Annotated in this window: 13 protein-coding genes; 7 read left to right on the plus strand and 6 right to left on the minus strand. The window is 31.9% G+C overall.

Annotated features, from left to right (window positions below; all coding sequences use genetic code 11):
• Positions 1-39: 39 nt before the first annotated feature.
• From ACJDUG_RS03445 to ACJDUG_RS03475, 7 genes are all read left to right on the plus strand, one after another.
• Positions 40-207: a hypothetical protein gene (locus ACJDUG_RS03445; protein ID WP_406768480.1), complete on the plus strand. Its 168-nt coding sequence runs from the start codon at positions 40-42 to the stop codon at positions 205-207.
• 268 nt (positions 208-475) lie between these two features.
• Positions 476-1,750, plus strand: a complete 1,275-nt coding sequence (gene nagZ, locus ACJDUG_RS03450) for a beta-N-acetylhexosaminidase (RefSeq protein ID WP_406768481.1) — start codon at positions 476-478, stop codon at positions 1,748-1,750.
• Positions 1,751-1,867: 117 nt separating this feature from the next.
• A complete protein-coding gene (locus ACJDUG_RS03455; protein ID WP_406768482.1) occupies positions 1,868-2,227 on the plus strand; it encodes a VOC family protein in 360 nt (119 codons plus the stop codon).
• A 140-nt stretch (positions 2,228-2,367) separates the two neighbouring features.
• Complete coding sequence (locus ACJDUG_RS03460) at positions 2,368-3,546, plus strand: MFS transporter (RefSeq protein ID WP_406768483.1); 1,179 nt, start codon at positions 2,368-2,370, stop codon at positions 3,544-3,546.
• A gap of 402 nt (positions 3,547-3,948) precedes the next feature.
• Positions 3,949-4,431, plus strand: coding sequence for a DUF2975 domain-containing protein (locus ACJDUG_RS03465; RefSeq protein ID WP_406768484.1), 483 nt, complete (start codon positions 3,949-3,951; stop codon positions 4,429-4,431).
• Between the two features lie 130 nt (positions 4,432-4,561).
• The gene (locus tag ACJDUG_RS03470) at positions 4,562-4,765 is read left to right on the plus strand and encodes a helix-turn-helix domain-containing protein (protein ID WP_406768485.1); all 204 of its coding nucleotides are present in this window, start codon (positions 4,562-4,564) and stop codon (positions 4,763-4,765) included.
• Between the two features lie 93 nt (positions 4,766-4,858).
• Positions 4,859-6,346 carry a DUF4153 domain-containing protein gene (locus tag ACJDUG_RS03475; protein WP_406768486.1) on the plus strand — a complete coding sequence of 496 codons (1,488 nt, stop codon included), beginning with the start codon at positions 4,859-4,861 and terminating at the stop codon, positions 6,344-6,346.
• Between the two features lie 28 nt (positions 6,347-6,374).
• On the opposite strand, the gene ACJDUG_RS03480 is transcribed toward ACJDUG_RS03475, so the two are convergent.
• From ACJDUG_RS03480 to ACJDUG_RS03505, 6 genes are all read right to left on the minus strand, one after another.
• Complete coding sequence (locus ACJDUG_RS03480) at positions 6,375-7,469, minus strand: ABC transporter permease subunit (protein ID WP_406768487.1); 1,095 nt, start codon at positions 7,467-7,469, stop codon at positions 6,375-6,377.
• Positions 7,470-7,473: 4 nt separating this feature from the next.
• A complete protein-coding gene (locus ACJDUG_RS03485; RefSeq protein WP_406768488.1) occupies positions 7,474-8,508 on the minus strand; it encodes an ABC transporter permease subunit in 1,035 nt (344 codons plus the stop codon).
• The gene (locus tag ACJDUG_RS03490) at positions 8,505-10,127 is read right to left on the minus strand and encodes a sugar ABC transporter ATP-binding protein (RefSeq protein ID WP_406768489.1); all 1,623 of its coding nucleotides are present in this window, start codon (positions 10,125-10,127) and stop codon (positions 8,505-8,507) included. Before ACJDUG_RS03490 ends, ACJDUG_RS03485 begins: the two co-directional genes overlap by 4 nt.
• Before the next feature lie 83 nt (positions 10,128-10,210).
• Complete coding sequence (locus ACJDUG_RS03495; RefSeq protein ID WP_406768490.1) at positions 10,211-11,425, minus strand: DUF3798 domain-containing protein; 1,215 nt, start codon at positions 11,423-11,425, stop codon at positions 10,211-10,213.
• A 394-nt stretch (positions 11,426-11,819) separates the two neighbouring features.
• Positions 11,820-12,470: a response regulator gene (locus ACJDUG_RS03500; RefSeq protein WP_406768491.1), complete on the minus strand. Its 651-nt coding sequence runs from the start codon at positions 12,468-12,470 to the stop codon at positions 11,820-11,822.
• 26 nt (positions 12,471-12,496) lie between these two features.
• Positions 12,497-13,861, minus strand: coding sequence for a sensor histidine kinase (locus tag ACJDUG_RS03505; protein WP_406768492.1), 1,365 nt, complete (start codon positions 13,859-13,861; stop codon positions 12,497-12,499).
• Between the last annotated feature and the right edge of the window lie 16 nt (positions 13,862-13,877).

Consider the following 13,877-nt stretch of genomic DNA (forward strand, 5'->3'; position numbering starts at 1 on the left):
TATATATTATTATTAACTTAAGGAAAAGGAGAGTATATTATGAGAAACAATAATTTAAAAGGTATAGCAATGAACACAAGGGATCTAAAGGATATAGTTAATTTCTTCAGCAGTAAGGGGATATCACCAACAGTAAAAGAATTATGCGGCAATAAGCTTGCTTGTTTAGTTTTGCAGCAGTATTACAGTAGGAACCTAGCATCTTAACAGCTGTATAAATATATATAATTAAAAATCAGCCTTAATTAATGAATGAACTGTAGAAATGTAAATAGGTTTTAGTGTGAAATCTTAGGGTTTTACACTTTTTTTATTTTTATTAGTAATATAATAATAATGAAAGAGGTAGAATTGAGTTTTAAAGAGAGTATTACATGTTTTAATATTAAAAGAGCTTAAGGACATAATAAGTATTTTCAGATACTAGTATTATCGAAATAATTATGACTATAATCTTATTAAGGAAGGTGATTAAATGAAATTTAAAAGAATTATTGCCATAGCTATTTGTTTTGCCTTTTTTATATGTTCAGGCTGCAATAAAATAAATAAACCAATACAAAATAACAATCCGGATAGTAATAAAGGTTCTTCAATTAATAATCCGTCGAATACACCACAAAGTAATGAGGATGAGAGCAATAATACTTTAGATAGTATTGAAGAACAAATAAGTAAAATGAGCTTATTAGAAAAAGTAGGTCAATTAGTTATAGCTGGAATTGATGGATATACAAATGATGAACATTCCAGCGAACTTATTGAAAAGTATAAGGTGGGAGGCTTTATACTATTGGGGCAGAATATTAAGGACGCTAATCAAGCACTAGCTTTGATAAATTCATTAAAATCCTCTAATTCAAAGAATAAAATACCTTTATTCTTAGGAATAGATGAAGAGGGCGGCAGAATAACTAGAATGCCGGCCGAATTTTCTAAATTACCAACAAATAAAGCTATAGGGCAGAAAAACAATGGTGATCTTTCATATAATATTGGCGGAATATTGGGGGAGGAACTGACGGCCTTTGGACTAAATTTGGATTTTGCACCTGTTTTAGATATTAATAGTAATCCCCAAAACCCAATAATAGGAGATAGATCCTTTGGTTCAAAAGCTGATCTTGTCAGCACCCTTGGAATATCTACCATGAAGGGTATACAAGCTAAAAATATTGCATCAGCGGTAAAACATTTTCCAGGTCATGGAGATACCTCAGTTGATTCTCATATAGGGCTTCCAGTTGTAAATAATGATTTAAATAGACTAAAAAGCTTTGAGCTTCTACCTTTTTCTAGTGCTGTAAAAAATGGAGCAGATATGGTAATGGTTGCTCATATATTGCTTCCTAAAATAGATAAAGAAAATCCAGCTTCTTTTTCAAAAACTATAATTACAGACGTCTTAAGAGATTATTTAAATTATGATGGTGTTGTAATTACGGATGATATGACCATGGGTGCAATTGTGAAAAATTATAATATAGGAGAGGCTGCAGTAAAATCTTTATTAGCTGGTACCGATATTATTCTAGTTTGTCATGATTTTGATAAAGAAACTGAGGTATTAAATGCTATTACAAAAGCTGTAGAAAACAAGGTTATTTCAGAAAAAAGTATTGATGAAAAGCTTACTAGAGTATTAAAATTAAAAAAGAAATATAATATTAATAGCAATGAAGTAAGTTCAGTTGATGTTAATGGGATAAATAAAAATATTAATGCATTATTAAAAGCTAATTTTAAATAAAAGACTTATATATAATAAAAGTGTTTAATAATAAACATTCTTTACTTCAAGTTATCAGAGATTATATGCTATAATAGTGTAATAAGAATTAAATATTTGAAGGAAGGAAAAACAGTTATGAAATTTTGCTGGAGTACATTAACGGTTAAAAATTTAGTTGAATCTTTAAAGTTTTACAATGAAATTGTAGGGCTTAAAGTAAATAAAAGATTCAATGCTGGTCCTGGAGTAGAAATTGCATTTTTAGGCGATGGAGAAACTAAGGTTGAATTAATATGTAATAATCAAGAAGTAAGTTATGGTAATAGTATTTCTCTTGGCTTTGAAGTAAATTCAGTTGATGAAATGATTTCTTTTGTAAAAGAAAAAGGAATAAATATTGAAAGTGGGCCATTTCAGCCTAATCCTCATACTAAATTCTTTTTTGTATTAGATCCAAATGGGCTTAAAATTCAGTTTGTACAAAATATTTTATAAATTATAATAAACCTTAAAACTGAGCAGCTTTTTAAGCTGCTTCATTTTTTAGCTTACTTATAGAAAGCTATTGATTTAATAACAACTATTAGGGGAGTTTTGCATTATTAAGCTTTTCACCAAAACGAAAGAGGGAAAAAATGAATTCTAAAATTAGCAATGAAAAGAGTTTTATTTTATCAAAAACATTAGTATTAATTATGGCAGCTGCTGGAGGAATTGTTGTAGCAAATTTATATTATGCCCAGCCGCTGCTTTCTGAGATAGCAAGAACCTTTAAGGTTTCTGAAGGAAGTATTGGAATTGTTGCTATGCTTACTCAAATGGGTTATGCTACAGGTATGTTTTTTATTTTACCTTTAGGAGATATAAAAGACCGAAGAGGACTAATTGTATTAATGCTGTATTTAGCTTCTGGTGCTTTGCTGCTTATGTCATTTTCTTTTAATATTCCTGTTCTTTTATTTGCAGCCTTTGCAGTAGGCTTTACTTCAGTGGTCCCTCAATTAATTGTTCCTCTAGCTGCACAGCTTGCTAATCCAAGAGACAGGGGTAAAATAATCGGAACAGTAATGAGTGGATTATTGATAGGAATATTACTTTCTCGTACTTTTAGTGGAATTGTGGGACAAGCCTTTGGCTGGAGAGTAGTATACATAATAGGAACTATATTAATGATACTTTTAGCAACAATGCTTAAGGTGTCATTACCAATTGCAAAACCTACCTCAAATATTAAATATACTAGTTTACTTAGGTCTCTATGGGGTATCTTAAAGGAAGAGAGTGTGCTAAGAGAAGCGTCTATAAATGGAGCTATGATGTTTGCAACCTTTAGTGCCTTCTGGACTTCCCTTATTTTTCTATTAGAAAGCCCTGTTTATAAACTAGGCCCTCAAGCAGCAGGGCTATTTGGATTAGTAGGGGTAGGCGGTGCCTTAACTGCTCCATTAGTTGGAAGATTAGCTGATAAGAAAAGTCCAAGATTTACAGTGGGAATAGCAATTGTAATATCAACTTTAGCCTATGTATGTTTTTGGGTTCTAGGCTTTAAAATATGGGGACTAGTCATTGGAGTAATCTTCTTAGACCTTGGAACTCAATCAGGACTAGTTTCAAATCAATCTAGAACTCAAGCCTTAAATGCAGAGAAAAGAAATAGAATAAACACAATTTTCATGGTTTCATATTTTTTGGGAGGTTCCCTAGGTTCTATATTAGGAGCATACAACTGGGCTCATTACGGATGGACTGGAGTTTGTATTACTGGATTTGTATTTCAATTGATTGCAATAATAGCACATGTAACTAGAAGATAATAGCATTATTTTAATAATATGGGAAGCAAAGATAATGATTTTTATGCTGTAAGGGCCAGTGATAAACAAGGTTTTGAACTAATTAAGTATGAATTAGATAGTAAAGATATAATTAATTAACTAATTTATATATTTCTCAAAAATAGTACTTGGAATGATAAATATTTGAAAGAAACCATTGCCTAATTTATAAATAACATAAGTTAATTATAAATTAGGCCTTTTTATTTCTTAAAATACTAAAAATTATTGTCAATTTGGCAGCCCTCATTCATATTAAAGCTAATAGAAAGATTTTCAATAATTAATTATCGAAAAACAATAAATAATTATTGAAAAACCTAATGTATTGTAGTATGATAAAGATACAAAATGCTGGAAGAGTAAAAAGGAGTATGGAAAGTGAAAGAAAATAAATATGAATCTATGGGAAAATCCTTAATAGTAACCTTAAATTTACTTATTACATTTGGAGTTTTAGCCTTATTAGAAGTAATAATTAGCACCTCCACAAAAACCTTAAATACTAAGGTAATAGTCAATTGCTTCTTGTTTTTTATTGGCACAGCCTCTTTGCTATTTATTCTATTAAGCCTAAGAATGATCTTAAAAGCTGTAATAAAGGAAGGCCCATTTAATATGTGCAATGTAAGAAACTTAAAAAATATAGCTGTGAGCTGTTTTATTATAACAGTATGTTATTTAGTGAACTTTTTCTATAATAATCAGATTAGCAGCTTTGCTTTAATAAATATAGATGCAAAAGGGATACATACTGATACAGAATTTTTGATTTTTTTCTTTGCTGGTTTTTTTATTCTCATCCTTTCGCAAATCTATAAACAGGCAGTAGAGGTTAAAGAGGAAAATGATTTTACAATATAAAGATAGGATAATAAATAATGCTGAAAGAATGTAGTATCCTAGGCAATTAAATTGTTTAGTACATGAAATGAATATAGGGGCACAACAATTAATATTTGTTGTGTGCGGAAAAGGAATGCAGGAGGGAAACATGGCAATAGTTGTAAACCTAGATGTAATGATGGCAAAGAGAAAAATTTCCTTAAATGAACTAGCAGACAAGGTAGGAATCACTAATGCTAACCTTTCAATTTTAAAAACTGGAAAAGCAAAAGCTATAAGGTTTTCAACATTAGAAGCAATATGCAGAGAGCTTAATTGTCAGCCTGGAGATATATTAGAATTTAAGGAATAAGAACTTAATAATTGTTGTGTAAAAAAAGGAATACAAGGAGCACAACAATTAATAATTGTTGTGTGCAAAAAAGGAATACAAGGAGGTATAGTAATGACAGAAGAAGAAAAAAGTATGGAAGTTTATGCAAAAGAAGGATTGTATTATATTATATTTTCTCTAATACTAGGAATAGTATTTGATAGACTTTTTTACAGCAGCGGCATTGGCATATCACATTTTATTTTTCTTGCCTTATGTATTAGTTTTTTTATTTGGTCAGTAAGAAAGAATATAAAAATCGAGAAAAACCTAGGTTGGTTTCTGCTTATTCCAATTTCTTTACTTTCCTTTAGTTATACCTTTTATACAAATGTGGCTTTTATGCTGTTAAATTTAGTAATAATTCCATTTCTTATGGTGGCAAGTTCTATATTAATACAAAACCCGAAATTAAAGTGGGATAAATTTAGCTTTGTTTTTTATATGATTAAAAAGGGATTTATAAATGTATTAGGAAGTTTAGGCAGCCCCTTCGTTATTATAAGAAAACTTATAATTAGAAAAGAAAAATCACAGGATAAAGCTATCAGAAGTCAAATATTAATAGGACTTGTAATATCTGTGCCGCTTCTTATAATAATTTTAGGACTATTAAATAATGCTGATATGGTCTTTAGCTATTATTTAAATAATATAACAACTATATTTGATAATATTAATTTAAATAATGTACTACCTCATTTGATTTTAATTATTATAATAGCCTTTTATCTATTTGGCTATATGTGGGGCTTTAAAAAAGAAGATAAGGATTATGAGAAGATTATAAACTTAGAGAAAATTGGTGTAGAGGCTTTAATAATAATTACTGTATTAGTAGTACTTAACATGTTATATTTGTTATTTACAATAATTCAATTCTCCTATTTATATGGGGGAGGAAATATGGCTCTTCCAGCAGGCTTTACCTATGCTGAATATGCAAGAAGAGGCTTTTTTGAATTAGCTGCCGTAACCTTTATTAACTTTATAATAGTGCTTTGCTGCTTAAAATACATGAAAAGAGAAAATAGGAAGCTTGTAACAGGAGGTAACAGCTTATTTTCCTTGCTAATATTATTTACTTTAAATATGCTTTACTCAGCAAATTTTAAATTAAGCCTATATGAAAGCAGCTATGGCTATACCTATTTAAGAGTATTCGTTCATCTATTCATGCTGCTGCTTTTTATACTTTCAATCATTTTATTAATTGGTATTTGGTATAGAAAGCTTTCTATTGTAAAGTCCATTATAATAACAACAATCACTATGTATACAGTAATAAATTATATAAATATAGATGCCTTTATAGCTAAAAAAAATATAGAAAGATACAATAATACAGGAAAAGTTGATATTTCCTATTTAACTTCACTTTCCTATGAAGCCGTACCTTATCTTATACAATTAAGAAATGCAGAGGATCCAAATATTAGAACTGCTATAGACAAGAAATTAGACAATATGAAAGCTGAAATCTTGAGGCAAAAGCATCTAAATGAATTTAACATTAGCAGAAGTAGAGCTGAAAAGCTTCTAAATGCCATCCAAAAATAAAAGGTACCACCAAGAGGTGGTACCTTATTTAACGATTTCCTGCCCTAAGATAGGCTCTATCCATTTCCTTATCCTTCTGGCGTTTCCAGGCGTGAAGTACCAAGGCTAAGGTAACAACTCCATAAGAAACGAACATTCTAAAATATTCACCTATCATAGCTTGACCAGTCAGGTTTTTACCTGCCATAGGCATAACTACGAACATTAAATGGAATAAAGCTGTACCAATAATTGCATTTGGAATAGTAGCTTTACTTACTGTTGCACCACCTACAAGTAAGGCTGCTGCTGCAAACAAGGCTGCTTGATCTGCACCGTTATAGGTATTTAGGGTACCTATATTTTGAAGATAAATAATTTGACCAAAACCTGCAATTACTGTAGAAATAATTATTGAATGTATACGGGTTTTATCTACTTTTATACCTGCAGTTTCTGATACTGACATGTCCTGTCCTACAGCTCTCATTTCCTGACCAAGCTTTGTTTTTCTAAACCATATTGTAAATAGACATATTAAAACAACAATCAAGTAGGTTCCAATTGGAACACTAACTCCTCCAATTTTTATTAACAAAAGTTTATCAAAGCCGCCTGCAACATCTAAATTAATTGCATTTCTAATGCCGTAGCCTCTAGATAAAAGCAAGGTTTTACTGTTTATAGGTATTAATGGGCCGCATAAAAAGAGCAGGACAAATTGATATATACCAGCAATAAAAAAGCCAAGCATCATAGAAGTTATCATTTCACGGCCTTTTGCACGATTTAAAACTGCACCTCCAAAGTAGCCAAGAACTATAGAAATTGGGATACTTATTACCATAGCTAGAATTAATCCTGGAGCTCCTTTAACAGCCCAATCAGTTACAAAAACAAGACCAATCTGACCTGCCATAGCACCTAGAATCATTCCAAAGTTGATTCCCATACCAGCCATTACAGGAAGCAGTAGGGATAGTACTAGAAAAGAATCTCTAGAAAGACGTGATACTATCTCTCTAACTAGATATATTCCACTAAATTGTGAAATTGGTATAGCGACTCCACTTATTAGTAAGAATAAAAGTGGAACAGCGCTGCTTGTCAAAAACTTTTTCATAGATTGCTTATCAAATTTCATGTTTCTACCTCGCTTTCCTAGTAAGAGCATACACAATCAAAGCATATGTTACTATAACCCTTAAAGTTTCTGAAATGTCAATACTGATTGCGCTGTTAATAACTGAAGGAGTCATAGTAAGTATTCCTTGAAACAATATAGTTCCTATAACAACATTAGCAATTGATGCTTTATTAGCAGAAGCACCACCAAGCAGAACGGCTGCTACAGAGGGGAATGCAAAAGACAAAGGTGCATTGTACATTTGTATAAAGCCAAAACTCTGCTGATAGATAATCATACCTATAGCTCCAAGTACAGTTGAAAGAATAACAGATATTGCTCTCATATTATTTACATTTATTCCTGAGGCTCTTGCAAATTCAGGATTAGAACCAACAGCAGTTATAGCAGTTCCTACTTTAGTTCTAAAGAATCCCCAAACAATTAAACTCATAAAAATAAAGAATAAAATCATACCAGTTGGAATTATAAAATTATCATTTACCTTTATTGCTAAGAAGTTGCTTATTTGATGGAACCAATAATCTTGAATACTTATAGTGACACGAAGACCTTCTCCTTTAAAACCCTGTACACTTGCAGGATTTCTAAAAGGAAGTACAGTCCACATAATATTCATGAAGAATACAAAGGAGTAACCTACGTATGTGGCAATAATCATTTCGTCACCCTTAACTCTATTTAATAGCATAGCATAACCATAGCCAAGTATTACTGCAATAACCATTGCAATGCCAAAGGCAGCTAATATCCCAATGAAGCCTGTAAGATGAAATTCTAGGCTCATAACTGCACCACAAAGTCCAGCAACTAAACCTACAGGTATTCCGAAGTTAAGACCACAGCCAGACTGTATCATAGGTACCATAGCTAAAACCATAACAGCATTCATACCAAAACGGACAATAACATCGTTAAGAGACATATCTGTCCTTACACCGAAGAAAGGTCCTGCAATAAATAGTGATACTAAAAATAAAAATATTATAATACGAGGCCATCCAAAATTTTTTATAAAGCCTTTAACGCTGCTCATTGCTTTTCCTCCTCTTTGCTTACATGAGTTAGACCTGACATTAAAAGTCCAAAATCTGCTGCTTCAGCAGTAGGGGAAAGAATGCCAGATACTTTACCTTCGCTTACAATTGCTATTCTATTACAAATAGACCTTAGTTCTTCTAGCTCAGAGGATACCATTACAATAGTAGTATTATTTTCTGCATTATATTTTCTTAATGAATCAAGTACAAGTTCTTTTGCACCAACATCTATGCCTCTGGTAGGCTCAGATACAAACAACAAAGTAGGCTCTAATGCAAATGCTTTTGCAAGGCAAACCTTTTGCTGATTACCTCCTGATAGCTGTCTGGTTTTCTGTTTAACGCTTGTACACTTTATCTCCAAAGCCGAAATATATTTTTGAGCACATTCTCTCATAGCTTTATCGTCACGCCATTTTATAAAGCCGCCTAAGAATTTTTTTAGAAACTTATCTTGAACCTGCATAGCATTAAAAGCTATATTCCAATCAATAGGCTCATCTAATAAAAGACCAACACCTCTACGGTCTTCTGAAACAAAGGCTAAGCCGCTTTTAAGGGCATAATAGGTGGAGTTAAGAGGCAGCTTTTCACCATTAAATATAACCTCACCATCTGAAGGAATAAGGCCTAATATGCCATTTGGCACGCCAAGCTTTCCTTGTCCCGCAAGGCCGCCTATACCAAAAATTTCACCTCTTTTAACACTGAAGGAAACATCTTTTACAGTCTCTCCTGGCATATCTACCCAAAGATGTTTTACTTCTAAGATGATATCTTTATTATCATCAGTTACATCAACAAATTTTGCATCTTCAGCTTTCTTATCATCAACATCTCTTCCTACCATCCACTCCGCAATTTGTCTTACGTTTACACCAGAGGATGGCTTTTCGACTACAACAACTCCATCACGCAAAACTACGACGGTATCACAGGCTGAGGTTATTTCATGAAGCCTGTGGGAAATGAAAATAATAGAAACACCTAGGTCAGCAAGCTTTCTAATGGATTTTAAAAGTATTTCAGCTTCTGATTCAGCTAATACAGCAGTTGGTTCATCCAAAATAAGAAGTTTAACCTTTTGCCTGTCTATTTCCCTTGCTATTTCAATAAATTGCTTATGTCCAACAGGCATTTCAGAAACAAGAGTATCAGGATCAAGCTGAACCCCCAGGGTTTCTATAGCCTTTTCAGCACTCTTTCTCATGGCTCGCCTATCAAGAGTTTCTAACCTCTTGCCTAGTATTTTTGAGATTATATTTGATTTAGTTTTTTCCATATTTAATAATATATTTTCAGTTGTGGTAAAGCCAGGTATTAAGGAAAATTCCTGGTGTACCATTCCAATTCCAGCTTTTAATGCATCAATAGGACTTTTAAAGCTTAGTTTTTCTCCATCTAAATAGATGTTACCTTCATAGCCTCCAGTTTCTGCAATTACGGACATTCCAAAAAGAATTTTCATAAGTGTTGATTTACCAGCACCATTTTCTCCTACCAGACCAAGGATTTTACCTTTTTCTAAGGTAAAATTTATATCTTTTAAAACCTTATTACCTTCAAATTGTTTACTTACACCTTCAACTTTTAATAATATATTTTTATTTGACAATTAATTCACCTCTTAATCTAAGCAAAATTGAAATGAAGTTATAAGAAACGGCCTTTTATGGCCGCTCCTTATGTGATTAAAGATTATTTTATATTATTATATTTTTCAGGAATAGTTTCTTTTGTCTGTCCAAGATAACCTTGACCAAAAACATAGGTGTCTTGGTATACCATAATATGATTCTTTTTCTCGGTGCCAGTTGCAACATCAACATAAGCTGAACCGTTCCATTTTGCACCAGGAGTATACTTTTCAAAACAAGCCATTAAATCATTAAAGGAATCTTTTTTAGCTGTCCCTTCTATAACTCTCTTACCAAACTCAGCAAGAGCAACTGTAGTTGTATAGTTAAAGGAATAAGCCCAGGTTCCCATTCTCTTAGCTCCGCCTTTAGCTATAACTGTATCTTCAACCTTTTTAAGTATTGCAGGCCAATTTCCAGCTTCAGCCTTAAGGTCTATACCAAAAGCACCAGGGTAACCCATAATAGGTGATGGAAGATCTGGTTCTACAAATATTGCGCCTAGTGCAGCAACCTGCTTTAATAGAGGCTCAGTTTGAGCATCATTAGTGCAGAAGAATGCTGTATCTTTGCCATATTTTTGTACCCAAGATGGCATTTTTTCAAGAATAAACTGCTGAGCTCCTGGTATTCCAACGTCGCTCATTGGGTCTGGAGCTGTTTCGAAATAGAAGTTAAGTCCCAAATCCTTACAAGCCTGTTCCATAATAGCTCTTCTTCTAGATAAAAGTTCAATACTCATATGCCTTGGAAAGGAAATGTGAACAAAGTTCTTTGCTCCCATTTTCTTAGCTGCTAGAATCATTAAGTAACCACGTTTTACGTTATCAGCATCTACAACTAAATCAGAAGCTGCCTCAATCATGTTCGTATCTTCCTGTGGAATACCAGCTAAAAGAAGTATATCTGGTCTTAATTCTCTGATTTTCTTAAAAGCTGCAACTGTACCAGGCACTGATTGATTAACTACTATAGCTTTCATATCTGGGTCATCTGCAAGTCCTACTATTTGAGCAATGGTTGTTTCCTGTTCCTGCATGAAATTATCAGGATAGGTTACGTGTTTAACTATTCCCCCATTAGCTACGTCGCCATATTCCTTAATAAAGGCTTCAGCCCCTCTTAGCTCGTCCTCAGACTGAGCTACAGTTCCTGTAACTATTCCGATGTGGAATTTCTTGTCTGCTGGTTTCCCATTTGTGTCAGCTGCTTTTCCACAACCAACTAAGCTAAACACCATAATAGCTGAAAGAATTAATGATAGTGTCTTTTTCAAATTTTTCCCCTCCTAAAGATTTTATATTATAAATTTCAAAGTAATTCTGCTATTTGGACTTCACAAAATCTGTAGGTACATTGGATTTTGTTTATATAAATAGCGATTTACTAATGAATTTATTTAGTTGAAAGGCTAGACTTTTCTATACTAACAAAGAAATTATTATATTATATTTAATTACACTAAAATTATTCGAGAAAATGTAAGAGATTCCTATTTTTATCACATATTTCTCTGTAAATTAGTCGGAAAAATAAAAAAACTCCCAATATTAGAATAATTGCACTTGATTAAATACAGTTATTCTAAGTTAAGAGCTAATTAATAAAAGCTATTAAGTTTGATACAATATAGGTTCCTTAAAAGCAATCGTAGAGATTATAGAAGATAATTAAGTTTTGCTTGTGGAAAGAAGATATTTGTTTTTAGGCCTTCCTATTTGCCCGTAAATAGGGAGAATTTCTATAGTTTTATTTTCTACTAAATATTGAATATATCTATGTACTGTTTGATAAGCGAGATGCAAAGCCGCAGCAATTTCTTCTATGGTAAGACCTTCACTTTGTTCCTTTAAATAATCGCATATAATATTTAAGGTAGCAGGGCCAATGCCCTTCTCAATAAAAATAATGGCCTTATCTTCAATATATTTTTTCTGCATTTCATTTATTTTCAAATTGATTTTTATTCTAGAAATTAAATCTGGGGACTTAATGGGTTTAATGGCAAAATCTGTGGCGCCAACAGCCATGAACTTTTCAGCAATTTCTTGTCTTTCATCAACTGTAAGTACTAAAATTGAAATTGCACTATCAAATTGACGAATTTTCTTAACTGTTGTTAAGCCATCCCAATCTGGCATATGGTAATCAACTATGGCTAAGTTTATTCCCTCATTTTTGCATAGATTATAGCCATTAGAGCCGCTGCTTGCAATAATTGGTTCATAACCTCCATGTAGACATATTTCTTTTATGGTATATTGAATATCAGGTTCATCATCAATAATAACAATTTTCTTTTTCACAGGTATTTTATTCACTTACATCATCTCCAAGTCTTATTTATTCAATTAATGCCTTTAAATGCAGGAAGATATATAGTAACAGAAGTTCCCTCATCTACAGCACTGATAATGTTAATTGTACCTTCATTATCTTCTATAACCTGTTTTACAAAGGAAAGTCCAAGTCCGGAGGTATTATTTGTAGAAAAGCCAATATCCCATATTCTTGGTAAATCAGTTCCCTTTATACCTATACCATTATCAGATACAAAGATGCATAGCCCATTATCAAAGGGTTTTACCTGAAACACAATATATTTAAAAGGTTTTTTACAAGGGGTAACAATGGCATTTTCTAAAATATTAATAACTGCTCTAGCTACCCTTATTTTATTTACATATATAACAGGAAGCTCCTCATTAATGTCTATATCAATTTTAATACTCTCATCTTCAAGGGGTAGCTGGGCTCTTATATAGCTTATTAAATCTGATGAATTTATCTTTTGTCTTGAAGTATCATAAAGAAAACTTGAAATCATCTCGTTCATTTTACTTACAGAGCCTTCAATTCTTTTGCTGTATTCCATAAGTTTTGCTGTATCCTTTGAAATTGCAAGCAGGGAATTTAAGCCTTGAATTGTAACGAGAGGAGTTTTCAAATCGTGAACTAAGGATTTTATTTCCTTTTCTATTCTATTCTCAATTATTTTTGCCTTCATAGCTTGTATTTCTTTTTCATTTTCATAATTTAATTTTATAATTTTTAAATTATTCAAATAACTCCTAAATAATGCAGAAGTAATGAAAGCAAAGAATATAAAAGGAATAAAAAAGGCAAAGCCAGTGAAATTTAAAACCGATGAAGAATGAAGATAAAGGCCAGTAAGCTTTATGCTGCTGGAAATGTCACTTTCGCCAATAAAATAATTTGAAAATAAGGGCATAATGTTTATCCACTGAAAGGCAAAAAATACTTGTACAGAGACAATAGAAATATGGAGGAAGCTGTTTTTTTCATAAAAAAATTTGGCAAATATAAATAAGCTTAAAATTAAAGGAAGTATAGTTGAAACTATTTCCCAGGACATATTAAAAATAAAAGAATTTAGCCACTTTAAAATAACAAATAAAATAAAGGTAACTATATACAAAGTGGTGTTACTAAATCGAAATCTAAAGGGTGTATAAAAAACAACAAGCAGACAGCCTAAAATTAAAGCTGTATTCTCCAGTGTAGATAAAATACTAATATAAGCACTAGCAAGCACTAATAAACCACTGTTGCCAGCATTGATTGCCGTTCTTATATTATAGATAATATTAAACCAATATAACTTTGAAAAGAAAGGAAAAAAGAACCCGAAACAAATAAATATAATAATTCCTATAATAATAACATTATGATATTTAATATTTTTGTTCATAAAAAACCTCTTTGTA

The sequence above is a fragment of the Candidatus Clostridium stratigraminis genome (assembly GCF_045310675.1).
Classification (GTDB): domain Bacteria; phylum Bacillota; class Clostridia; order Clostridiales; family Clostridiaceae; genus Clostridium_AT; species Clostridium_AT stratigraminis.

Excerpts from the sequence above, each read along its gene's own strand:
- ACJDUG_RS03460 (WP_406768483.1), top strand. The coding sequence starts at position 2,368 with ATGAATTCTAAAATTAGCAATGAAAAGAGTTTTATTTTATCAAAAACA.
- ACJDUG_RS03505 (WP_406768492.1), bottom strand. The coding sequence starts at position 13,861 with ATGAACAAAAATATTAAATATCATAATGTTATTATTATAGGAATTATT.
- ACJDUG_RS03485 (WP_406768488.1), bottom strand. The coding sequence starts at position 8,508 with ATGAGCAGCGTTAAAGGCTTTATAAAAAATTTTGGATGGCCTCGTATT.
- nagZ (WP_406768481.1), top strand. The coding sequence starts at position 476 with ATGAAATTTAAAAGAATTATTGCCATAGCTATTTGTTTTGCCTTTTTT.
- ACJDUG_RS03475 (WP_406768486.1), top strand. The coding sequence starts at position 4,859 with ATGACAGAAGAAGAAAAAAGTATGGAAGTTTATGCAAAAGAAGGATTG.
- ACJDUG_RS03445 (WP_406768480.1), top strand. The coding sequence starts at position 40 with ATGAGAAACAATAATTTAAAAGGTATAGCAATGAACACAAGGGATCTA.
- ACJDUG_RS03470 (WP_406768485.1), top strand. The coding sequence starts at position 4,562 with ATGGCAATAGTTGTAAACCTAGATGTAATGATGGCAAAGAGAAAAATT.
- ACJDUG_RS03455 (WP_406768482.1), top strand. The coding sequence starts at position 1,868 with ATGAAATTTTGCTGGAGTACATTAACGGTTAAAAATTTAGTTGAATCT.
- ACJDUG_RS03480 (WP_406768487.1), bottom strand. The coding sequence starts at position 7,469 with ATGAAATTTGATAAGCAATCTATGAAAAAGTTTTTGACAAGCAGCGCT.